This window comes from Cytobacillus sp. C11.1 (genome assembly GCF_058145115.1).
On sequence record NZ_CM176935.1, the window covers coordinates 2,025,950 to 2,050,051 of the forward strand.

The 24,102-nt window shown below is 41.7% G+C and carries 19 protein-coding genes and 1 pseudogene; 19 read left to right on the plus strand and 1 reads right to left on the minus strand.

Going from position 1 to position 24,102, the window contains the following annotated elements; all coding sequences use genetic code 11:
• Nucleotides 1-42: 42 nt before the first annotated feature.
• From ilvC to AC3ZVC_RS10065, 14 genes and pseudogenes are all read left to right on the plus strand, one after another.
• A complete protein-coding gene (ilvC, locus tag AC3ZVC_RS10000; RefSeq protein ID WP_490068199.1) occupies nucleotides 43-1,065 on the plus strand; it encodes a ketol-acid reductoisomerase in 1,023 nt (340 codons plus the stop codon).
• A complete protein-coding gene (locus tag AC3ZVC_RS10005; RefSeq protein ID WP_490068201.1) occupies nucleotides 1,052-2,596 on the plus strand; it encodes a 2-isopropylmalate synthase in 1,545 nt (514 codons plus the stop codon). The genes ilvC and AC3ZVC_RS10005 overlap by 14 nt, the downstream gene beginning before the upstream one ends.
• Nucleotides 2,597-2,664: 68 nt before the next feature.
• A pseudogene (gene leuB / locus AC3ZVC_RS10010) lies at nucleotides 2,665-3,776 on the plus strand (3-isopropylmalate dehydrogenase).
• A 147-nt stretch (nucleotides 3,777-3,923) separates the two neighbouring features.
• Nucleotides 3,924-5,339 carry a 3-isopropylmalate dehydratase large subunit gene (leuC, locus tag AC3ZVC_RS10015; RefSeq protein ID WP_490068203.1) on the plus strand — a complete coding sequence of 472 codons (1,416 nt, stop codon included), beginning with the start codon at nucleotides 3,924-3,926 and terminating at the stop codon, nucleotides 5,337-5,339.
• A gap of 16 nt (nucleotides 5,340-5,355) precedes the next feature.
• A complete protein-coding gene (gene leuD / locus AC3ZVC_RS10020) occupies nucleotides 5,356-5,943 on the plus strand; it encodes a 3-isopropylmalate dehydratase small subunit (RefSeq protein ID WP_490068205.1) in 588 nt (195 codons plus the stop codon).
• A 107-nt stretch (nucleotides 5,944-6,050) separates the two neighbouring features.
• Nucleotides 6,051-7,082, plus strand: coding sequence for a tetratricopeptide repeat protein (locus AC3ZVC_RS10025; RefSeq protein WP_490068206.1), 1,032 nt, complete (start codon nucleotides 6,051-6,053; stop codon nucleotides 7,080-7,082).
• 159 nt (nucleotides 7,083-7,241) lie between these two features.
• A complete protein-coding gene (gene tig, locus AC3ZVC_RS10030; RefSeq protein ID WP_490068207.1) occupies nucleotides 7,242-8,528 on the plus strand; it encodes a trigger factor in 1,287 nt (428 codons plus the stop codon).
• 681 nt (nucleotides 8,529-9,209) lie between these two features.
• Nucleotides 9,210-10,475, plus strand: coding sequence for an ATP-dependent protease ATP-binding subunit ClpX (gene clpX / locus AC3ZVC_RS10035; protein WP_144543496.1), 1,266 nt, complete (start codon nucleotides 9,210-9,212; stop codon nucleotides 10,473-10,475).
• Between the two features lie 183 nt (nucleotides 10,476-10,658).
• Nucleotides 10,659-12,326 carry an ATP-dependent protease LonB gene (gene lonB, locus AC3ZVC_RS10040; protein WP_490068208.1) on the plus strand — a complete coding sequence of 556 codons (1,668 nt, stop codon included), beginning with the start codon at nucleotides 10,659-10,661 and terminating at the stop codon, nucleotides 12,324-12,326.
• Between the two features lie 259 nt (nucleotides 12,327-12,585).
• On the plus strand, nucleotides 12,586-14,913 hold the full coding sequence (gene lon / locus AC3ZVC_RS10045) for an endopeptidase La (RefSeq protein WP_490068210.1): 2,328 nt from the start codon (nucleotides 12,586-12,588) through the stop codon (nucleotides 14,911-14,913).
• Nucleotides 14,910-15,491 carry a ribosome biogenesis GTP-binding protein YihA/YsxC gene (yihA, locus tag AC3ZVC_RS10050; RefSeq protein ID WP_490068211.1) on the plus strand — a complete coding sequence of 194 codons (582 nt, stop codon included), beginning with the start codon at nucleotides 14,910-14,912 and terminating at the stop codon, nucleotides 15,489-15,491. The genes lon and yihA overlap by 4 nt, the downstream gene beginning before the upstream one ends.
• 326 nt (nucleotides 15,492-15,817) lie before the next feature.
• Nucleotides 15,818-16,600, plus strand: coding sequence for a transporter substrate-binding domain-containing protein (locus AC3ZVC_RS10055; protein WP_490068212.1), 783 nt, complete (start codon nucleotides 15,818-15,820; stop codon nucleotides 16,598-16,600).
• A gap of 384 nt (nucleotides 16,601-16,984) precedes the next feature.
• Nucleotides 16,985-17,632, plus strand: coding sequence for an amino acid ABC transporter permease (locus tag AC3ZVC_RS10060; RefSeq protein ID WP_490068214.1), 648 nt, complete (start codon nucleotides 16,985-16,987; stop codon nucleotides 17,630-17,632).
• Nucleotides 17,633-17,647: 15 nt separating this feature from the next.
• Nucleotides 17,648-18,385: an amino acid ABC transporter ATP-binding protein gene (locus AC3ZVC_RS10065; protein ID WP_285289067.1), complete on the plus strand. Its 738-nt coding sequence runs from the start codon at nucleotides 17,648-17,650 to the stop codon at nucleotides 18,383-18,385.
• Nucleotides 18,386-18,438: 53 nt separating this feature from the next.
• Here the strand turns inward: AC3ZVC_RS10065 and AC3ZVC_RS10070 are convergent, their stop codons facing one another.
• On the minus strand, nucleotides 18,439-18,924 hold the full coding sequence (locus AC3ZVC_RS10070) for a LiaI-LiaF-like domain-containing protein (protein ID WP_490068215.1): 486 nt from the start codon (nucleotides 18,922-18,924) through the stop codon (nucleotides 18,439-18,441).
• Nucleotides 18,925-19,140: 216 nt separating this feature from the next.
• Here AC3ZVC_RS10070 and hemA point away from each other — a divergent pair, with 216 nt between their 5' ends.
• Genes hemA through hemB form a run of 5 tightly spaced genes read left to right on the plus strand, consistent with a single transcriptional unit; the run spans nucleotide 19,141 to nucleotide 24,088 of the window.
• On the plus strand, nucleotides 19,141-20,487 hold the full coding sequence (gene hemA, locus AC3ZVC_RS10075) for a glutamyl-tRNA reductase (protein ID WP_490068217.1): 1,347 nt from the start codon (nucleotides 19,141-19,143) through the stop codon (nucleotides 20,485-20,487).
• Nucleotides 20,488-20,501: 14 nt separating this feature from the next.
• Nucleotides 20,502-21,335: a cytochrome c biogenesis protein gene (locus AC3ZVC_RS10080; RefSeq protein ID WP_490068218.1), complete on the plus strand. Its 834-nt coding sequence runs from the start codon at nucleotides 20,502-20,504 to the stop codon at nucleotides 21,333-21,335.
• 49 nt (nucleotides 21,336-21,384) lie between these two features.
• Nucleotides 21,385-22,320, plus strand: coding sequence for a hydroxymethylbilane synthase (gene hemC / locus AC3ZVC_RS10085; protein WP_490068219.1), 936 nt, complete (start codon nucleotides 21,385-21,387; stop codon nucleotides 22,318-22,320).
• Nucleotides 22,317-23,108, plus strand: a complete 792-nt coding sequence (locus AC3ZVC_RS10090) for a uroporphyrinogen-III synthase (protein ID WP_490068220.1) — start codon at nucleotides 22,317-22,319, stop codon at nucleotides 23,106-23,108. The genes hemC and AC3ZVC_RS10090 overlap by 4 nt, the downstream gene beginning before the upstream one ends.
• The gene (gene hemB / locus AC3ZVC_RS10095; RefSeq protein WP_490068221.1) at nucleotides 23,108-24,088 is read left to right on the plus strand and encodes a porphobilinogen synthase; all 981 of its coding nucleotides are present in this window, start codon (nucleotides 23,108-23,110) and stop codon (nucleotides 24,086-24,088) included. The genes AC3ZVC_RS10090 and hemB overlap by 1 nt, the downstream gene beginning before the upstream one ends.
• Nucleotides 24,089-24,102: the final 14 nt, after the last annotated feature.

A 24,102-nucleotide genomic window follows, 5' to 3' on the forward strand; every position in this document is an offset into this window, starting at 1 on the left:
TTAATAATCTAATAAACTTTAAAAAAGAGAGGGAGATTTAAAATGGCAAAAATGTATTATAACGGAGATGCAAATCCATCATATTTAAACGGAAAGAAAGTAGCGGTAATCGGGTATGGATCCCAGGGACATGCACACGCCCTAAATATGAGAGACAGCGGTGTTGATGTTGTAATCGGCCTTCGCAAAGGAAAATCATGGGAAAAAGCAGCAGAAGACGGGTTTCAGGTATATACAGTAGGGGAAGCAACTGCCCAGGCGGATGTGGTTATGATTCTATTGCCTGATGAACTTCAGCCAAAGGTATATAAGGAAGAAATCGAACCGAATCTAACCAGCCAGGCATTAATGTTTGCCCATGGTTTTAATATTCACTTTAGTCAAATCGTACCTCCTAAAGAATGTGATGTATTGCTTGTTGCGCCTAAAGGTCCAGGACATCTTGTCAGAAGAACATATGAACAGGATGCAGGTGTACCGGCACTGTTTGCAATCTACCAAGATGTTACAGGTGAAGCCCAGGAACTTGCACTTGCTTATGCTAAAGCTATTGGAGCCCTTCGTGCAGGCGCTTTGGAAACAACCTTTAAGGAAGAGACTGAAACTGATTTATTCGGAGAACAGGCAGTGCTTTGCGGAGGGTTGACTTCACTTGTGAAAGCTGGTTTTGAAACCCTTACTGAAGCAGGCTATCAGCCAGAATTAGCATACTTCGAATGCTTGCATGAGCTTAAACTCATTGTAGACCTTATGTATGAAGGCGGTTTGGAAGGAATGCGCTATTCAATCTCTGATACAGCTCAATGGGGAGACTTTGTCAGCGGACCTCGTGTAGTAGATGCAAGAGTAAAAGAAGAAATGAAGGCAGTTCTAAAGGATATTCAGGAAGGAAAGTTTGCTAAAGGCTGGATATTGGAAAACCAGGCAAATCGTCCAGTTTTCAACGCAGTGAACCAAAGAGAGAATGAGCATCCAATCGAACAGGTGGGAAGAGAGCTCCGTAAAATGATGCCATTTGTAAATAGCAGCAAAAAGAAAGAAGTTGCTGTCAGTGCGAACAATTAAGATTTTTGACACAACTTTAAGAGATGGTGAACAGTCAGCCGGCGTAAATCTTAATTTTTCGGAAAAGCTGGAAATTGCCAGACAGCTAGAGCGCCTGAATGTTGATATTATCGAAGCAGGTTTCCCAGCTGCTTCAAGGGGTGATTTCGCTTCCGTGCAAAAAATTGCCCAAACAATCAGGAACTGCTCGGTAACGGGTCTTGCTAGAGCTGTGATTTCAGATATTGATGCAGCCTGGGAGTCGCTAAAAGATGGAGCTGAGCCAAGAATACATACATTCCTGGCAACCTCTCCCATCCATAGGCAATATAAATTGAAAAAAACAAAAGAAGAAGTAACTGAAACAGCAGTAGAAACAGTGAAATATGCTGCGGCCAGGTTTCCGATTGTCCAATGGTCAGCGGAGGACGCATCCCGGACTGAATTGCCATTCCTTGCTGAAATTATTGAGAAAGTAATCCAGGCAGGGGCTAGGATTATCAATATACCAGATACAGTCGGCTACACAACTCCACAGGAATATGGCGAGATTTTTCAATACCTAAAAAATCATGTTCCTTCTATAGATACGGTTTCCCTTTCAGCTCATTGCCATGATGACCTGGGGATGGCCATAGCCAATTCTTTGTCAGCGATTGAAAATGGGGCAACACAGATAGAAGGAACCATTAATGGCATAGGCGAAAGAGCCGGAAATGCAGCGTTGGAGGAACTTGGGGTTGCCCTATATATCCGCAATGATCACTATCAGGCATCAACCCGCTTGAATCTGCAGGAAATTAGCCGAACCAGCAGCCTGGTCAGCAAACTTACAGGCATGGCAGTACCAGCCAACAAAGCAATTGTCGGACGCAATGCTTTTGCCCACGAATCTGGCATACACCAGGATGGCGTATTAAAAGAGAAAACAACTTATGAAATTATTTCTCCAGATTTGGTAGGTTTCCAATCCAATTCTATGGTGCTTGGAAAGCATTCAGGACGGCATGCATTTAAAAATCGCCTGATGGAACTGGGGCTTGACGTTTCGGATGAAGATATTAAACCGTTATTTACAGTATTCAAAGATTTGGCTGACCGCAAAAAAGAGATGACAGATGATGATCTTGCGGCAATCGTATTGGAAGAAAAGCTCTCCAAAGAACAGCGTTTCTACGAGCTGATCGGAATCCAAATCCAATATGGCACCAGCTCTGTCCCAACGGCGACTGTTACACTATCAGGTTCAAGTAATGAGGTTATACAAGAAGCGGGTACAGGAGCCGGAAGCATAGAAGCGTTATATAACACATTGGAAAAGTGCGTAAATGGCACGGTTAACCTTCTTGATTACCGTATTCAATCTGTTGGGGCAGGCAGAGATGCTTTAGCCCAGGTATATGTAAAGTTGAAGTATGATGGAGTGGAGACCAGCGGACGGGGATTAGCTCAGGACGTATTGGAAGCTTCATCAAAGGCTTATTTGAATGCTGTTAATAGAGTAATCTACATGAATGAGAAAACTGCAGTACCTGCAGTAGAGTCAAAATAAAAAATGCCAATGGAGGCGCCCGCTTTTGCGGCACCTTTCAAACTAAAAAACTAGGCGGAGGGATTAAAATGAAAAAACGTATCGCGGTACTTCCTGGAGACGGAATCGGCAAAGAAGTGGTGAATGGAGCAATTGAAGTCCTGCAAGCTGTTGGGGAACGTTTCGGGCACCAATTTTATTTTTCATACGGAAAAATTGGCGGAACGGCAATTGATGCAGCAGGCACTCCGCTGCCTGAAGAAACTTTGGAGCTTTGCAAAGAGAGCGATGCGGTATTGCTTGGAGCGGTTGGCGGCCCAAAATGGGACCGGCAGCCTCCCCACCTTCGTCCTGAAAGGGGCCTCTTGAGATCCGCAAAGAACTGAATTTATATGCGAATCTAAGGCCGACCCAGTATTATTCAAGCCTTTCAGATACTTCACCATTAAGGAAGGAAGTTATTGAGGGCGTTGATATGCTGATGGTCAGAGAATTAACTGGCGGTCTTTATTTCGGGAAGCCAAGCGAGCGCACACATCAGAACGGTGAAGATGCAGTAGTTGATACATTATTTTATCAAAAAGAAGAGATGTACCGTGTGATAAAACTGGCTTTCGAACTTGCCAGAAAACGGCGCGGAAAAGTCACATCTGTCGATAAAGCAAATGTTCTTGAATCAAGCCGAATGTGGAGAGAGGTAGCGGAGGATATTTCAAACCAATATCCGGACGTTGTTTTGGAGCATATGCTTGTTGATAATGCAGCCATGCAAATGATTAAAAATCCTAAACAGTTTGATGTTGTGGTAACAGAGAATATGTTTGGAGATATTTTGAGCGATGAAGCATCCGTATTGACAGGTTCTCTGGGGATGCTGCCATCTGCAAGCATTTCAGAAAATGGACCATATTTATACGAGCCAATCCATGGTTCAGCACCGGATATCGAAGGTAAGAATGCAGCAAACCCAATTGCCATGATTTTATCTGCTGCCATGATGCTTCGCTTATCTTTTGGAATGGAAGAGGAAGCAGAAGCGATCGAAAATGCCGTAAATCAAGTTCTGGATGCAGGCTATCGTACGAGAGATATCGCCTCATTCGGGAAAAAACAGGTTTCTACATCGGAAATGATCGAAGAAGTGAAGGCTACTCTTCTTGATAACGAAGCAATCTTAAATATCATGGGAGCTTATGCATAGATTTAATCACTAGGCCACATTATTGATTTTTTGGCACCCTGTTGATCGGAGGAGAATTCAACAGGTAAGTTTAACAAAGCCAATCACTAAAAACTGAAACACGGCCTTAATCGGCCGTGTTTCTTTTAAAAGGGCGTGGAGCAAATAATGGGAAAATCAATTATAGATAAGATTTGGGAAAAACATGTTGTCCACAGAGAAGAAGGAAAGCCGGATTTAATGTACATTGATCTTCATTTAGTGCATGAAGTTACATCCCCTCAGGCCTTTTCCGGCTTAAGAATGAAAAATAGAAAAGTGAGAAGACCTGATAAAACCTTTGCCACAGTAGACCATAACATTCCTACTGATAACCGAAAGGTCATTAATGATCCGATTGCATTAAACCAAATGACCACTCTAGAAAAAAACTGTATGGAATTTGGGGTTCCTCTTGCCGGGCTGGACAGCCCAGACCAGGGGATCGTGCATGTTATCGGGCCTGAGCTGGGACTTACACAGCCAGGGATGACTATTGTATGCGGTGACAGCCATACCTCTACTCATGGAGCATTTGGATCTATTGCTTTTGGAATTGGCACAAGTGAAGTGGAGCATGTGATGGCAACCCAGACCTTATGGCAAACAAAGCCTAAGACATTGAAGTTAGAAATTAATGGAGAATTGAATAAGGGTGTTACTGCAAAGGATGTCATTCTTTATGTGATAGCCAAAAATGGGATTGGCTTTGGTACCGGCCATGTTATTGAGTATTGCGGGGATACCATTGCCCAAATGACCATGGAAGAAAGAATGACAATTTGCAATATGTCAATTGAAGGAGGGGCAAGAGCCGGGCTGGTTAGTCCGGATGAAACGACGTTTGCCTATCTGGAAGGCCGAAAGTACGCTCCAAAAGGGGAAGCCTTCGGGCAAGCAGTTGAAAGCTGGAAAGAGCTTGCTTCAGACCCGGATGCTGCCTACGATAAAATCATCGAAATTCATGCAGCTGATATTGCACCAATGGTCAGCTGGGGTACGAATCCATCGATGACCTCAAAAGTAACAGAACAAATTCCCAAGCTTGAGGATTGCGATACCGAGCTCGAGCAAAAATCGCTGTCCAGAGCTTTAGCTTACATGGGCTTAAAGGAAGGGCAAAAAATTAAGGACATTCAAATCCAGCACGTTTTCATTGGATCGTGCACGAATTCCCGATTAGAGGACTTGAGGCAGGCAGCGGAAATCATCAGAGGTAAAAATGTTCATCCGCAAGTTAGAGCGCTTGTTGTACCTGGTTCGCAGCAGGTGAAAAAACAGGCAGAGGCTGAAGGCCTCGATGTTATTTTCAAGCAAGCTGGGTTCGAATGGAGAGAATCAGGCTGCAGTATGTGTCTCAGCATGAATAATGACACTGTGCCAAGCGGCGAGCATTGTGCATCAACCTCAAACCGTAATTTTGAGGGACGCCAAGGATCAGGTGCAAGAACACATCTTGTCAGCCCTATGATGGCAGCTGCAGCAGCATTGTATGGACACTTTGTGGACGTGGGGGCTTTGCTGGCAGCGGAAACAGTTCAATAAGAAGGAGGAAAGCAGAATGAGCGGATTTAAGACTTTACAAGGAAAAGCAGTAGCCATAGACAGAGCGAATGTAGATACAGATCAAATTATCCCTAAGCAATTTCTGAAAAGAATTGAAAAGACAGGGTTTGGTCAATATCTTTTCTATGACTGGAGGTTTAATAAAGAGGGAGAACCAAACCCTGAGTTTGAACTGAATAAAGAAGAAAACCAAGGTGCTCCCATTCTTATTGCGAATGAAAATTTTGGATGCGGGTCTTCACGTGAGCATGCACCGTGGGCACTGGGGGATTATGGCTTTAAAGTGATAATCGCACCTTCTTTTGCCGATATATTCCATCAAAACTGTTTAAAGAATGGACTATTGCCTATCAGTCTGCCTGCTGAAACGGTTGATTATCTGCTTGAGCGCGCCAAGAACCAGCCATATGAACTGAAAATTGACCTGCAAAATGAAAATATTGAAGATGCCCAGGGCTTTACAGCGCAATTCTCTATTAATGATTATTGGAAGAAGATGCTGATTAATGGCTGGGATGAGATCGAGATAACCCTTCAACTAGAGAACAGCATTGCAGATTTTGAAAAAAGTGAGCTCGTTTAACATAAAAATTAAGAAGAAGATTCATGGATGATGCCATGAATCTTTTTGTTTTTTTAATAATTCATGCTAAACTAACTTCAAAAATAATAAATTGAGGCGGTACTAGCATGGACAAACGGGAACGGAAAAAACAAAACAGTAAAATTATTCTATTTCCCGACGTTGAGAAAAGATTGTTGGAAAAAGGGCTTGAGAGCTTCCAGCAAAGAAGGTATCAGGAATCCATCCGTTTCTTTGAGGAAGCGATGGAGATCGAACCTGACAATACAGATATCCATATTGGGCTTGTTCTGGCTTATTTTGAAGCGGGTGCACTACATAAAGCAAAAGAACTTGCTAATAAAATGCTTCAAACAGGTAATGGAGATTACATACAGGTAATGGATTTATATTTAATGATTCTTGTTCAGCTTCATCAGTATAGTGAGATCGTTACAACTATTGAAGTTCTGCTGGAAGAAAGAGAGATCCCAAAGGAGAAGTTTGAGCATTTTAGCAGAATGCTTGAATTCAGCAGAAAAATGGCTAATTCAAATCCGGAAGAACGGGAGAAAGAAGCTCCTCCTATAGAAGAATTTAAAAATAAAAAGCTGAATCTATTTTCTTATCAGGATCAAAATGAGCAAATACAGCTGGCTGCACAGCTTGCAAAAAACAATATAAGGCCTTATATAGAAGATATTAAAGCATACCTCGAATCCAGCGAGGGGCACCCTTTTTTTAAAACAATGCTTTTAAATGTACTGTCAGAGCATGAGTATGATAAGGAAGTATTGCTGCGGAAATTTGAAAAAAGGATTCAGGTTAGGCCTTCTGAGCTTCCTTCGGTACATCAGCAGCCACAGCTATTAACAATTGTAAGCCGGTTGGGTGCCCATTTGGAGCAGGAAGACCCTATACTATATGAAAATACAAAAAGCCTCATTGAAAGGCATTTCTTTATACTTTATCCAATTGAGGTGGAACCGGCTAATTCAGCATCCTGGGCCGCAGCATACCATAGTCTTGCCAACGAGTACCATGGACAGGGTGATTTTAATGACAAGCTGGGACAAATATATGGGGCTCCTGAAGAGGAAGTAGAACAAGCTCTTGCCTTCATAAGAAAGATAGAAGAAATTTCTTATCCCAATATTTAGCCTTCAATGTTGAAAGACCAGGTACGTATGTTATAATATAATGGTTGTATTATGTGTATATATACATTTAATCCATGGATATGGCTTGCAAAACAAGAGATATTCATAACATTCTGCTGTGAATGAAATGATAATAGATTTTTGGAGGGAAATGATTGTATGTCTGCTAAATTTGAAAAGTTAGAAGGGAACCGCGGGGTTCTTACAATTGAAGTAGATGCAGAGAAAGTAAACGAAGGTTTAGACGCTGCATTTAAAAAAGTAGTTAAACAAGTTAACGTACCTGGATTCCGTAAAGGTAAAATGCCTCGCGGAATGTTTGAAAAGCGTTTCGGAGTTGAATCTTTATACCAGGATGCAGTAGATTTTCTACTTCCTGAAGCTTATGCAAATGCAATCGATGAAACAGGAATCGAGCCTGTAGACCGTCCTGAAATTGATGTTGAGCAAATTGAAAAAGGCAAGAGCTTAATTTTTAAAGCGACAGTAACAGTTAAGCCAGAAGTAAAGCTAGGCGAATATAAAGGCATTGAAGTTCAGCCGCTTGATACAAACGTTACAGATGAAGATGTTAACAACGAGTTAACTTCACTTCAGGAAAGACAAGCTGAGCTTGCTGTTAAAGAAGAAGGCAAAGCAGAAAACGGAGATACAGTTGTTATGGACTTTGAAGGATTCGTTGATGGCGAAGCTTTCGAAGGCGGAAAAGCTGAGAACTACTCACTTGAACTTGGTTCTGGCCAATTCATTCCAGGCTTTGAAGACCAATTGCTTGGAGCGGCTGCTGGTGAATCAAAAGATGTTGAAGTGACATTCCCAGAGGAATACCATGCTGCTGAGTTAGCTGGCAAGCCTGCAACTTTCAAAGTAACTGTACATGAAATCAAAACAAAACAGCTTCCTGAGCTGGATGATGAATTTGCTAAGGATGCAGACGAAGAAGTTGAAACATTAGACGCATTAAAAGAAAAAATCACAGCACGCTTAGAAGAAAGCAAGAAGCATGAAGCTGAGCATCATGTTCGTGACACTGTAGTTGAAGCTGCTGCTGCAAATGCAGAAGTTGAAATTCCTTCTCCAATGGTTGACACTGAAGTTGACCGCATGATGCAGGAATTTGAACAGCGCCTTCAAATGCAAGGCATGAACCTTGAATTATACTTCCAGTTCTCTGGCCAGGATGAAGCTGCATTACGCGAACAAATGAAAGAGGAAGCTGAAAAGCGTGTACGTGTAAACCTTACACTTGAAGCAATCGCAAAAGCAGAAAACATTGAAGTAGCGGATGAAGAAGTTACAGAAGAACTTAACAAAATGGCAGAAATGTACAACATGTCTGTTGACCAGATCACACAAGCGCTTGGAAGCCTTGAAGGCCTAAAAGCAGATCTTCAAATTAAAAAAGCAGTTGATTTCCTTGTAGAAAATAGTAAAACTGTTGCATAATAGAAGTAATAGAAACAAGGCGCGAGTTTATCGTGCCTTGTTTTATACAATCTAGACTATACATAACAGCGCCGCGTGCTCTTGGATATTTGCCAAGTGAAAAGTTTTACGACATATTGGACATGGACAGGAATACAAATACATATATATAGTTAATTTAATTATCGGCGAAAGTGGCCGACTTAATTTAGCGTTTTTTGGTTAAGCTTATGGAAGTACATATAAATTCAGCCTGTTTTTCTTTGCGGATTACCATCACATGCATGCATACATAATCTACATGGTTTCTAAGAGTTATCATTTCCTGTCCACTGTAAAAATGTGTTACAATGCAATACATAACTGCTGAAGGTTTTGATTTTTAAGAAAGTGTGAATTATTAAAGATAGGCTGCTGCCAGATTTTTTGAGGACCTAAATGGCTATGTTTTAACACCGTATTGATTGGAGCGAAAGGCTTGAGATTCTTGAAAATGCATACACATTTTCTTCGTGCGATGCTGATTCGAGGAGGCTCCAGGCAGCCTGCGGTTCGCTGCGTGCCTGCAGCGGAATCAATACGCTAATTTAACGGAGTCTTATAAATATTTCCAACTTTTCTATGGCTGATTTTTGATTTTTTGCATGTGATTTCGCAAGCTTAATATATCGTTTTGAAGTTTCTTTCAAGGGGTGAAGGATTTTGTTTAAATTTAATGATGAAAAAGGGCAATTAAAATGTTCTTTCTGCGGAAAGACACAGGACCAGGTTCGCAAACTAGTTGCCGGACCAGGGGTTTATATATGTGATGAGTGCATTGAGCTCTGCACAGAAATTGTTGAAGAAGAGCTTGGTACAGAAGAAGAAGTTGAATTCAAGGATGTGCCAAAGCCGGCTGAAATCCGTGACATTCTAGATGAATATGTTATAGGGCAGGACCAGGCAAAGAAATCTTTATCTGTTGCCGTTTATAACCACTATAAACGTATAAACTCCAACAGTAAGATTGATGAAGTAGAGCTGTCAAAAAGTAATATCGCCATGATCGGGCCGACAGGAAGCGGTAAGACATTGCTAGCCCAGACACTGGCACGCATTCTTAATGTTCCGTTTGCCATTGCAGATGCCACTTCATTGACTGAGGCTGGGTATGTCGGGGAGGATGTTGAAAATATTCTCTTAAAGCTGATCCAGGCAGCGGATTATGATGTTGAAAAGGCTGAAAAAGGGATTATTTATATCGATGAAATTGATAAAGTTGCACGAAAGTCAGAAAACCCTTCCATTACTCGTGATGTTTCAGGTGAAGGTGTACAGCAGGCCTTATTGAAAATCCTGGAAGGTACAGTTGCCAGCGTTCCGCCTCAAGGCGGCCGTAAGCATCCACATCAGGAATTCATTCAAATTGATACAACCAATATCCTATTTATTTGCGGCGGTGCATTTGATGGCATCGAGCAAATTATTAAACGCCGCCTTGGCCAGAAAGTAATCGGTTTTGGTTCTGATCAAAAACAGAAAGAAATCGAACCAAAGGATCTTCTGGCAAAGGTATTACCAGAAGACTTGCTGAAATTTGGTTTAATTCCCGAATTCATCGGAAGACTACCGGTTATTGCTAGCCTTTCACAGCTTGATGAAGCAGCATTGATTGAGATTTTAACAAAGCCGAAAAACGCTCTTGTTAAACAATATCAAAAAATGCTTGAGCTTGATGATGTGGAACTTGAATTTGAGGAAGGCGCTCTTGAAGAAATTGCTAAAAAAGCAATTGAAAGAAAGACAGGGGCACGCGGACTCCGTTCCATTATTGAAGGAATTATGCTTGATGTCATGTTTGATCTTCCTTCACGTGAAGATATTAAAAAATGTATTATCACAAAAGAAACAGTTATTGACAACGGTACTCCCAAGCTTGTTTTAGAGGATGGAACAGTTGTTGAAGAAGAACGCAAAACCTCTGCATGATTATGTGGCCAGCCCTTATGGGCATGGCCATTTTTATATGGATTTATGCCCTTAAGCGGAATTTTGCTTCATTCCCTTTGCCGCATTCTTTACATACTTTTAAGTGAATTCCTTGTTTATTCCAACTCAGTGAGGGAGATACTAGCATTATCAGCGAGAACTAATAATGCAGGAGGGAACACAATGAGTTGGACGGGGATTGCTTTATTTATCCAATTGTTTTTTGGAATTGTCATCGGGCTTTATTTTTGGAATTTGCTAAGAAGCCAGCGGACACAAAAGGTTTCAATTGACCGGGAATCAAGAAAAGAAATGGATGTCTTAAAAAAGATGCGCTCAATATCTTTAACTGAGCCATTGGCAGAAAAAGTGCGTCCAACCAGCTTCGCAGATATTGTCGGGCAGGAAGACGGAATTAAGTCTCTGAAAGCGGCATTGTGCGGACCCAATCCTCAGCATGTCATTATTTATGGGCCTCCAGGTGTGGGAAAAACGGCTGCAGCCAGATTGGTCTTAGAGGAAGCGAAGAAAAATGCAAAGTCTCCATTTCAGCAATCCTCCGTTTTTATTGAATTGGATGCAACGACAGCCAGGTTTGATGAACGCGGTATTGCTGATCCACTCATAGGCTCTGTCCATGATCCTATCTACCAGGGAGCCGGTGCGATGGGACAAGCGGGAATACCGCAGCCTAAACAGGGGGCCGTTACCAATGCTCATGGGGGAGTTCTGTTCATTGATGAAATTGGAGAACTCCATCCAATTCAAATGAACAAGCTTTTGAAGGTGCTTGAGGATCGAAAAGTATTTCTTGAGAGTGCATATTACAATGAAGAAAATACACAAATTCCAAATCATATTCATGATATTTTTAAAAATGGGCTTCCTGCAGACTTTCGGCTGATTGGAGCAACAACCAGAACGCCAAATGAAATTCCGCCAGCCATACGTTCAAGATGCATGGAAGTATTTTTCAGGGAATTGGCCGAAGAAGAAATTGCTGCTGTCGGAAAAAAAGCAGCGGAAAAAGTTAACCTTAAAATTAGTGAAAATGCTCTCGGAACCCTTGCGAACTATGCAAGAAATGGACGTGAGGCTGTCAATATGATCCAAATTTCAGCTGGACTAGCTATTACCGAAGATAGAGATTACATAAAAGATGAAGATATTGAATGGGTTATACAATCGAGCCAGCTTACCCCGAGAATGGAACGGAAAATTAATTCCAATCCAGCGGTCGGCCTTGTAAACGGCCTGGCTGTTTATGGACCAAATACAGGTGCCTTGCTTGAAATTGAAGTTACTGTTATACCGGCTAAAGAGAAGGGCAGTATTAATATTACAGGGATTGTGGAAGAAGAAAGCATTGGCGGGCAAGGAAAATCAATCCGCAGAAAAAGTATGGCAAAAGGGTCAATTGAAAATGTAATAACCGTGCTCAGGTCAATGGGAGTACCGGCAGATGACTATGATATTCATGTTAACTTCCCGGGCGGAGTTCCGATTGACGGGCCGTCTGCAGGTATCGCAATGGCGACAGGAATATATTCTGCAATTTATAAGCGCCCGGTTGACCATACTCTGGCCATGACCGGTGAAATAAGTATTCATGGCCACGTAAAGCCAATTGGCGGAGTATATCCAAAAGTGAAAGCTGCCAAAAAGGCAGGAGCCCAAACCGTGATTATCCCGAAAGAAAATATGCAATCCATACTAAAAGAGATTTCAGGCATAAAAATTGTACCTGTAAGCCACTTAAATGAAGTATTTGAATTGGCCTTACTAAAGGATTTTCACAAAGAGCAAGCCATAACAGCTTCAATCGAATTATCGAAAAAAGAGAGCATCTAGTGGTCTAGCTCAGGCAAACAGGGTAATTCTAAGAAATTCCCCCGCTAATAGCGGTAAAAAACTTCGGTTTGCAGTTTAGGCTACAAACCGAAGTTTTATTTGCGTAAAGAAGGATAAAGTGTAATTATCAGTTAGTTTTCCAAGACAGACATCCGCTTTTCTCTTTGATAGACACTGTTTAATAAATACGATAGAATTGTACAAAGCAATTATTAGCAATTTTAGGGTTAAAATGATATGCATTTGGAGGTGCAAAGGAATGGCGAAAAAGAAAGAAATCATCGTCCCCCTCCTGCCGCTTCGGGGTTTGCTTGTTTATCCGACCATGGTTCTACACTTGGATGTAGGTCGTGAAAGATCGGTTCAAGCCCTTGAAAAAGCAATGGTAGATGACCATTTAATTTTCTTAACAACGCAAAAAGATATATCTATAGATGAGCCGTCTGAGGACGATTTATATCACATGGGTACACTTACCCGGGTAAAGCAGATGCTCAAGCTCCCAAACGGAACCATCCGTGTGCTCGTTGAAGGGCTCAAAAGGGCTGAAATCATCGGATTTCAGGAAGAAGCTGAACATTATTCCGTAAGTGTCAAGGTCTTTGAAGATCCGGAAACAAAGGATGTGGAAGACCAGGCTTTAATGAGAACCATGCTGGAATATTTTGAGCAGTACATAAAGGTATCGAAGAAAATTTCTGCGGAAACGTATTCCTCGGTTGCAGATATAGAAGAGCCGGGCCGTATGGCAGATATCATCTCTTCACATTTACCTTTGAAACTCAAGGAAAAGCAAGAAATACTTGAAACGATTGATGTAAAAGAACGCATGAACCAGGTTATTGAAATCATCCATAATGAAAAGGAAGTTCTGAACCTCGAAAAGAAGATTGGCCAGCGTGTTAAAAAGTCAATGGAGAGAACGCAAAAGGAATACTATTTGCGGGAACAGATGAAAGCAATCCAAAAGGAGCTTGGGGATAAGGAAGGCAAGACTGGAGAAATTTCCGACCTTACTGATAAAATCGAGAAAGCAGGCATGCCGGAGCATGTCCAGCTAACAGCTTTAAAAGAACTTGACCGCTATGAGAAGGTACCGTCGAGTTCTGCTGAAAGTGCCGTCATCCGCAACTATATTGAATGGCTTGTTACTTTGCCATGGTCAAATGCAACAGAGGATGATCTGGATATCCGCAAAGCCGAACGCATTCTGAATGAAGACCATTACGGACTTGAAAAGGTTAAGGAACGGGTTTTGGAATACCTTGCCGTCCAGAAGCTGACAAACTCCCTTAAAGGTCCAATCCTATGTCTTGCGGGACCTCCAGGGGTCGGCAAAACAAGTCTGGCACGTTCCATCGCAACATCCCTTAACAGAAATTTTGTAAGGGTATCTCTTGGGGGAGTGCGGGATGAGTCAGAAATCCGCGGTCATAGAAGAACATATGTAGGAGCGATGCCGGGCCGCATTATCCAGGGGATGAAGAAAGCAGGCACAATTAATCCTGTGTTTTTGCTTGATGAAATAGACAAGATGTCTTCCGACTTTCGCGGCGATCCTTCATCAGCCATGCTGGAGGTATTGGATCCTGAGCAAAACCATAACTTTAGCGATCATTATATTGAAGAGACATATGATCTTTCCAAGGTAATGTTTATAGCAACAGCAAATAATCTGAGCACAATACCAGGCCCATTGCTGGATAGAATGGAAATTATCACAATCGCCGGCTATACCGAGCAGGAGAAAATACACATTGCAAAAGATCATCTTCTTCCAAAGCAAGTGAAGGAGCATGGGCTTTCCAAGTCGCAGCTTCAGATCCGCGAAGATGGGCTGCAAATGGTAGTCCGTTATTATACCCGCGAAGCCGGAGTGCGGGGATTGGAGCGCCAGCTTGCTACTATTTGCAGGAAAACAGCCAAAATCATCGTCTCGGGGGACAAGAAGAAAGTCATTGTTTCTGCAAAGAACGTAGAAGAGTTTCTCGGAAAACCAAAGTTCAGATATGGCCAGGCAGAGCAAGAGGATCAGGTGGGTGTTGCGACAGGACTGGCCTATACAACTGTCGGAGGCGACACGCTGCAAATTGAAGTATCCCTTTCGCCAGGCAAAGGAAAACTTGTTTTAACAGGTAAGCTGGGAGATGTAATGAAGGAATCCGCACAAGCGGCATTCAGCTATGTACGTTCAAAAGCAAAAGAATTAGGCATAGATGAGAATTTCCATGAAAAACATGACATTCATATTCATGTTCCGGAAGGGGCTGTTCCAAAGGACGGTCCTTCTGCAGGCATAACGATCACAACAGCATTGGTTTCTGCTTTATCAGGCAAACCAATTCGCAAAGAAGTAGGGATGACAGGCGAAATCACATTAAGGGGACGGGTTCTTCCTATTGGCGGCTTAAAAGAGAAGTCTTTAAGTGCGCATCGTGCCGGCCTGACCAAAATTATCCTTCCAAAAGATAATGAAAAGGATATTGAGGATATCCCGGAAAGTATCCGGGAGGAACTTGATTTTGTTTTGGTGTCCCATGTAGATGAAGTACTGAAGCATGCTCTGAACGGCGGTGCACAAGTATGAAAGTAACCAGCTCAGAAATCGTCATCAGTGCTGTGAAGCCGGATCAATATCCCGATAGTGAGTTGCCGGAATTTGCCCTTGCTGGCCGCTCAAATGTCGGCAAGTCCTCTTTTATTAATAAAATGCTCAATCGAAGAGGGCTGGCCAGAATTTCCTCCAAGCCAGGAAAAACGCAAACTCTAAACTTTTACATCATTAATGAGATGCTGCACTTTGTAGATGTACCAGGCTATGGCTATGCAAAGGTATCTAAAAAAGAACGTGAAGCATGGGGTAAAATGATTGAAACATATTTAACGAACAGAGAGCAGTTAAAGGCAGTTGTTCTTATTGTTGATTTGCGGCATCCACCAACAAGTGATGATGTCATGATGTATGACTTTTTAAAGCATTATGATATTCCATGTGTTGTGATTGCCACTAAAGCTGATAAGATACCAAAGTCCAAGTGGCAAAAGCATATGAAGATAACAAAAGAAACGCTGGATATTGATCCAAATGATCAAATTATCATGTTTTCTTCCGAAACTGGCTATGGAAAAGACCAGGCATGGAAAACATTGTTAAGCTATATTTAAGAGAATCCCGCTGTATTATACAGCGGGATTTTTTTCGCACTTCTGGAGCAGGCGGATATAACTAAGCGTTTATTATAGCCTTGAAGAAGGAGGCAAGCTGTGTGGAAAGATAAGCAATAGTGTTGGTGTCAAATCAAAAGGAATTTGCAGGATAGACGAGTATCTAAGTTCATATTGGAGCACAAGGCTTGTCAGTTGATGAGAATCGGCCAAATCATTTAATATCGTGAATTATCATAAAATATGAATTTTGAGAAAATATTATAATAATGATAAAGTTAAAGGGTATTTATAATAGAGAGAAACTGAAGGGGGAATTTAGACTAGTGAGACATTGGTTAAAAGGAATTATAGCAGCTGCTTTTGTATTGGTCCTGGCTGCATGTGGATCAGAGGAAGCGTCTAAAGATGGAATGGACCTTGTAGAAGATGGAAAGTTTACGTATGCAGCATCAGGAGAGTTCAAACCTTTTAGTTTTACAAATGATGATGGGAGCATGAGCGGCTTTGATATTGAAGTAGCCGAAGCTGTTGCGAAAGAGCTTGGACTCGAACCGGTTCAGAATAAATTTAAATTTGGCGGTATTGTGGAAGGCGTAAAATCAGGCCGTTTTGATGCAGCTGTAGCCAGCCATACGATTACTGAAGAACGAAAGCAGGCTGTAAACTTTTCGACGCCTTACTACTATTCAGGACCGCAAATTTATGTGCGTCCAGATAGTTCAGTTGAAACAATTGAGGATTTGGAAGGCTTGGAAATCGCCGTATCAAAAGGATCTACATACACTGCAAATGCAGAAGAAGTTACAGATAATATTCAATTTTATGATAGTGATGTTGTAGCCCTGGAAGCATTAAGCAAAGGTAAGCATGATGCTGTTATTACTGACTTTATTACAGGAAAAGAAGCGATAGGCGCGGGTATGGAAATTGAAGGAAAAGAGCTTCTTGGACGCAGTGAGCAGGCAATCGCAGTTGCAAAGGACAATGAAGAGCTCTTGGAAAAGGTAAATGAAGCTCTGGAAACACTTCGCGAGAATGGAACACTCACAGAAATCAGCAAAAAATATATCGGTGAAGATATAACGGTTGATCCTGAGAAGGAATAACATTGCGGGCGGATGTGTGTAAGAATGCATTCGCCTGTTTTATTGTTTTAGGATCTTTTCTCATAGAATGTTGTTAAAGCTTATGAATTCTGGCCGTTGATTTCAGCACGGGGCACTCAGCGAACCGCGGGCTCGGGAGCCTCCCTGACGCTCTGCGTCTGCAGGGTCTCCCTTTTTGGAAAGCTACTCCCATAGGACGTTGAATAAGCTTCCTCGAATGCACACCGCACGAAGAAATGCGATAGCATTTCCGAGGTTCTCGCGTCTTCCGCTCCAATTAACTCAGTGGTTAAAATTAGTTAGCTGCACGTAAGCAACAAACTTTAAGAAAACAGTTTTTTTTTAAACATCAAACTCAACTAGCATCGGATAGGAGGGATCCTTTTGGATTTGCTTACGAAGTTTATTGATACATATCCCGTTTTTTTGAAAGGGATGCTGTTAACCTTTCAATTAACTGTGGTAGCAGTTTTTATTGCGATTTTTATAGGTTTATTTTTTGCTTTTTTAAAGATATCAAGAATTAAAGTTTTGGAATGGATTGCTGATATATATATTTTCCTAGTAAGAGGAACACCGCTGGTTGTACAAATTTTCATTTTCTATTTTGGTTTGACTGCTTTGGATATTTCACAGTTTTGGTCCGTTGTGCTTGGCCTTGCCTTCCACAATGGCGCATACATAGCCGAAATATTTAGAGGCTCCATCCAATCCATAGACAAGGGGCAGATGGAAGCAGGGCGTTCGCTTGGCATGACAGCCAGCCTGGCGATGAGGCGAATTATCCTTCCCCAGGCTTTTCGCCGTGCAATGCCGCCGCTTGGCAATCAGTTTATAATTGCTCTGAAGGATTCTTCACTTGCTTCCTTTATCGGCATGTACGAGCTCTTTAATGTGGCGACAACATATGGTTCAAATGAATATGACTACATGAGCTACTTGCTGATTGTAGCTGTTTACTATTTAGTACTTGTACTTATTTTCTCAGTCCTTGTAAATATGGTTGAGAAAAGAATGGCAAGCAGTGATTAAGGAGGAAGGATAGGCATGAGTGAATCGTACATGATAAAAGTGGAAAAGCTTAATAAATCATTCGGTGATTTACATGTATTAAAAGATATTGACATAACAGTTAAAGAAAGCGATGTGGTTTGCCTGATCGGTGCAAGCGGGTCAGGGAAAAGCACACTTCTCCGATGCTTGAACTTTCTTGAGCTGAAAGATAGTGGAAACATCATTTTTGAGGGTGAAAAGGTTGAAAAAGAAACCCATGATCTAAATAAAGTCAGAGAAAAAGTAGGAATGGTTTTCCAGCATTTTCATCTTTTTCCCCATATGACGGTTCTCGAAAATGTCATGGAAGCACCTATGCATGTTAAAAAGCTGTCTAAAGATCAAGTAAAGAAAGAAGCGCAGGAGCTGTTAAAAAAAGTGGGGCTTTCTGACAAGGAAAATGTTTATCCATCGAAGTTATCCGGGGGACAGAAGCAGCGTGTTGCCATTGCCAGGGCCCTGGCAATGAAGCCGGATATCATGCTTTTTGATGAACCGACATCTGCCTTGGATCCTGAGCTTGTCGGGGAAGTTCTTTCCACAATGAAAGAATTGGCTGAAGAAGGAATGACGATGGTGGTCGTTACCCATGAAATGGGCTTTGCGAAGGAAGTTGCAGACTGGGCTGTCTATATGCACGACGGAAGAATTGTGGAAGTTGGGCATCCGGAGGATTTGTTTAATAACCCAAAAGAGGAGCGGACTAAAAACTTTTTGGATTCCGTCCTATAAGATTGTTTGAAGGCAAAAAAGACAGGGGAAGAGTAAAGTATCCCCTGTCTTTTCTATTTTTTCTTTACAATTAAAAAATAAAATCCAATCAGCATTAAGAGGATTGGCCAAAAGCGCCAGGCGTTCGATACGCCGTTTTCCAAAAGCCCCATCCATTCAATGACTCTGTCATAAAAAAGCAGCATGGCGGCAAGAATTAAAAATAAGATTCCCTGAAACAATCCAGATCCTGTTTTTTGATGGCGAAGAAGGAAACCCAGTGCGATGATCAGTATAAAAGTTCCTATGTGATCGGGCCATATTTCAAGACGGTTCACAACATGGAAGTGCAGGCCAAATCCGGCCAAAATCACACCTGGGAGAATTGACTCATAGTCTCTGGCGCGATATGCCTGAAATAAAAAGGCAGCTCCGACGATCATAAGAAGCGTAGGCCATGTATAAAATGGCTGTAGAAGACTGAAGTTTGTTTGCTGAAGGAAAAAGTAGGCGCCGAAGCCGATTAATATTATTCCCGGGAAAATACGCTGATTTTTCATTAAAACACCACTTCCAATAAGGTTCACTTGAATCTGGCAAGTTTTTTTGTTACTGTACTTAAGGGAGTATTTGTCTATTTCAGAAATTTATATTTTCTAAAACATATTAACATATGTGTTCAATTTCTGTTCACATTTTAGCATTAAATTAAATAAATAGAAGTGATATAATTATCTTAGTGAACTATGCAATCTATCTGGGGGTGTCAATTTCTAATGCATATCTTGGTCGTCGGTCTAAATTATAAAACTGCCCCTGTTGAAATTCGTGAGCGTCTAACCTTTAACTCTTCACAATTGGGCGATGCGATGAAGACATTGAATGATAAAAAGAGCATTTTAGAGAATGTTATTCTGTCTACATGCAATCGGACCGAAATTTATGCGGTGGTGGACCAGCTTCATACTGGCCGTTATTATATAAAGGAATTTCTGGCAGAGCACTTTAATATGGATCAGAACGAATTTTCTCCTTTCCTGTTTATCTATGAAGAGGATGGGGCAATAGAGCATCTATTTAAAGTAGCATGCGGGCTTAATTCCATGATTCTTGGAGAGACACAAATTTTGGGACAGGTGCGGTCAAGTTTTTTGGAGGCGCAATCAGAAAATACAATTGGTACAGTATTTAACCACCTGTTTAAGCAGGCAGTAACTCTTGCAAAGCGTGCACATTCGGAAACGGAAATAGGGGCCAATGCTGTCTCAGTCAGCTACGCAGCGGTAGAATTGGCTAAAAAAATATTCGGTACGCTTGAAAATAAGCATGTCCTTATTTTAGGTGCTGGCAAAATGGGAGAGCTTGCGATCCAGAATCTTCATGCTAATGGAGCGAGCAAAGTAACTGTTATTAACCGCACTTATGAAAAAGCCCAGGATCTTGCTAGCCGTTATGCCGGTGAAGCAAAGACACTGGATGAGCTGCAAAATGCTCTTATAGATGCTGATATTTTAATCAGTTCAACGGGAGCCAAAGAGTTTGTTATTACTAAAGGCATGATGACTAACGTGGAAAAAATGCGCAAAGGGAAGCCATTATTTATGGTGGATATTGCCGTGCCACGGGATTTGGATCCAAAGCTGGCTGAATTGGACAGCATTTTCCTATATGACATTGATGATCTTGAGGGAATAGTCGAAGCAAACCTTCAGGAGCGCAAAAAGGCAGCAGAAAAAATTCAGCTGATGATCGAGGGAGAAATTGTTGATTTCAAGCAGTGGCTGAATTTGCTTGGAGTTGTTCCGGTTATTTCTGCATTGCGTGAGAAAGCACTGGCTATACAGAGTGAAACCATGACAAGCATTGAAAGAAAGCTGCCTCACTTGAGTGATCGTGATAAAAAGGTGTTGAACAAGCATACAAAGAGCATCATCAATCAGCTATTAAAAGATCCTATTTTACAAGCTAAAGAAATGGCTGGACAGAATGATTCCGAACAGGCATTAGATTTATTTGTAAAAATCTTTAATATAGAAGAACTTGTTTCAGAGCAGCAGAACGTGTCCGCAGCCAAGCCAAAACACGCTATCGCTCAATCACCACAGGCTTCCTTTCAATCATAAGAGAGGTTCTGTCCATGTTTGACATCTATATGACACGGCTGCATGAATTTACGGTGGTTCTGTATGCCTTATGTGTCCTTTTATATTTTATCGATTTTCTTCATCATAACCGGAAGGCGAACCGAGTTGCCTTCTGGTTACTTGCATTTGTGTGGGTATTGCAAACTGTATTCCTTGTCTTATATATGATAAATACAGGCAGGTTCCCTGTATTGACCATTTTTGAAGGCCTTTATTTCTATGCATGGGTTCTTATTACTCTCTCACTAGGGATAAATCGGCTTCTCAGGGTCGACTTTATCGTCTTTTTTACAAATGTTCTTGGCTTTATAATTATGGCCATTCATACATTCGCACCCGTCCAGATTGATTCGGCCGTAAAGGCGCAGCAGCTTATATCAGAACTTCTGCTTATCCATATAACCGTTGCGATTCTTTCTTATGGGGCTTTCTCTCTCTCCTTTGTTTTTTCATTACTTTATTTGATTCAATATGACTTGCTTAAAAGGAAAAAATGGGGAACCAGATTGCTGCGGATAACGGATTTATCTAAGCTTGAATATATGTCATATGTATTAAACGTAATTGGTGTACCTATGCTGATGATAAGCTTAATATTAGGTATTCAATGGGCTTATCTTAAAGTGCCTGATATGATTTGGTTCGATTCGAAAGTAATCGGGTCTTTTATTGTCCTTGCTTTATACAGTATCTATCTCTATATGAAAGTTGGGAAAGGCTTATACGGCAAATCTTTGGCACTTTGGAATATAGCATCTTTTCTTATTGTATTAATTAATTTCTTTCTGTTTGGAAAACTTTCATCTTTCCATTTTTGGTATTCATAAGCCCAGCGGCCACAGCTTATGGTCAGCTGGTCAATTGTAGGAGGCTGTCATGAGAAAAATTATTGTTGGTTCCAGAAGAAGCAAGCTAGCACTAACCCAAACAAAATGGGTAATCAATCAATTGAAAAGCATCGATCCTTCCTTTGAGTTTGAAGTGAAAGAAATCGTGACTAAGGGAGATAAAATTCTTGATGTAACACTTTCCAAGGTAGGCGGCAAAGGGTTATTTGTTAAAGAAATCGAGCAGGCAATGCTTGATAAAGAAATTGATATGGCTGTACATAGTATGAAGGATATGCCGGCTGTCCTGCCTGAAGGACTTATTATAGGCAGCATTCCTGAAAGAGAAGACCATCGTGATGCGCTAATCTCAAAAGGGCATGTAAAGCTCAGTGACTTAAAAGCCGGTTCCATCATTGGAACAAGCAGCTTGCGCAGGGGGGCACAGATTTTAGCTCAGCGCCCTGATTTAGAGATTAAATGGATTAGAGGAAATATAGATACAAGGTTATCAAAGCTGGAAACAGAAGAATATGATGCGATTATTCTCGCAGCGGCGGGACTTTCCAGAATGGGCTGGGCTTCCGATGTTGTGACTGAATTTTTGGAGCCTGAACTCTGCGTGCCGGCTGTCGGCCAGGGCGCTCTATCCATTGAGTGCCGGGAAAGTGATGAAGAGCTTCTTTCGTTGCTGGACAAGTTCACATGTCGTGAGACAAGCCAAACTGTAAGGACAGAGCGAGCGTTTCTGCATAAAATGGAGGGAGGCTGCCAGGTGCCGATTGCAGGATATGCCACTCTAAATGAAACAGGTGAAGTTGAATTAACCGGTCTTGTCGGTTCCCCTGACGGGAAGGTCATCTATAAGGAAAAGTTAACAGGCACAAACCCGGAAGATGTTGGAATTGCAATGGCTGAGAAGTTAACTGCACAGGGAGCTAAAGAGCTGATTGACCGTGTAAAAGAGGAGCTTGAAGGGCAATGACCCGTTCCTCCCCTTTAAAAGGCATGACTGTTCTGGTGCCAAGAGGGAAAAAACAGGCTCAGGCATTTTCAAAGCTTGTTAAAAACTATGGGGGGATACCAGTTGAGATCCCCCTAATTGCTTTTATGCCTTTACGAAACTCTGAAGCTTTATCTGAAGCACGAAAGCGAATTCACACTTATGATTGGGTAATTTTCACAAGTAATACAGCCGTTGAAGCTTTCTTTGAGGATTATAAAATGCCTGTTAACAAGCCTTTACCGAAAATTGCAGTAATCGGAGAAAAGACTCAAAAATGTCTTTCTGTTAAAGGGCTTAATGCTGATTTTATCCCCCGGGAATATGTTGCGGAGGGATTTGTTGAGGATTTTTTGCCGTTTGTTGAAAACGGAACGAAGGTTTTAATTCCCAAGGGAAATCTGGCACGGGACTATATTGCCACTGCCCTTTCTGAAAAAGGCGCCATGCTCAATGAAATCATTGTCTATAAGACTTTTTTTCCAAAAGAAAGCATTGCCCTGTTACAGAAGCAGCTTTCAGGGAAAGGGATAGATATACTGACTTTTACAAGCCCTTCAACTGTGGATCATTTCATGGGTGCCCTAAGGGAACTTGGGTATCAAGATTCTGTAAAGAACAGCTTAATCAGCTGTATTGGCCCCGTTACAAAAGAACGAGCAGAAGCCTACGGTCTGAAGGTACATGCTGTTCCGGAAGAATATACAGTACATAGCATGCTTGAAAGTATTATTGCCTATTTGGAAACAATGACTAGGAGGGAATTTTAATGGATCTACAATTTACCAGGCATAGACGCCTTCGCCAAAGCCCAAACATGAGAGCGCTTGTGCGCGAAACTTATTTGCGGACAGAGGATTTAATTTATCCAATTTTCGTAGCTGAGGGAAATGATATCAAAAGGGAAATTTCTTCAATGCCGGGGATCTACAATCTTTCACTGGACCATTTGGAAGAAGAAATGAATGAAGTGGTTTCTCTTGGAATCAAATCCGTTTTATTATTTGGGATCCCGAAAGAAAAGGATGCATGCGGGCAGCAGGCCTATCATGACCATGGCATTGTTCAGGAAGCAACAAGATTTATTAAATCCAATTTTCCTGAAGTGATCGTCATTGCTGATACTTGTCTATGCGAATATACTGATCATGGCCATTGCGGTCTGATTGAAAATGGTGAAGTGCTAAATGATGCATCGCTTGAATTGCTTGTACAGACGGCTATCAGCCAGGCGAAAGCAGGAGCAGATATCATTGCACCTTCAAATATGATGGATGGCTTTACAGCTGCCATTCGTGCTGGGCTTGATGAAGCAGGCTTTGAAAATATTCCGGTTATGTCTTACGCTGTAAAATATTCATCTGCCTTTTATGGCCCATTCCGGGACGCTGCAGACAGCACTCCGCAATTCGGCGACCGCAAAGCTTACCAGATGGACCCTGCAAACCGCATGGAAGCAATGCGTGAAGCGGAGTCTGATTTAATGGAGGGAGCAGACTTTCTGATTGTAAAACCAGGTATGCCGTACCTAGATATCGTCCGTGATGTAAAAAATAATATCAACCTGCCGATTGTCATTTACAATGTGAGCGGTGAATATTCCATGGTTAAAGCTGCAGCACAAAATGGCTGGATCGATGAAGAGAAAATTGTAATGGAAATGCTAACTGGCATGAAGCGTGCTGGAAGCGATTTAATCATTACTTACCATGCAAAAGATGCAGCCAGATGGATTAAGGAACAGCAATAGTTTTACCTATAACA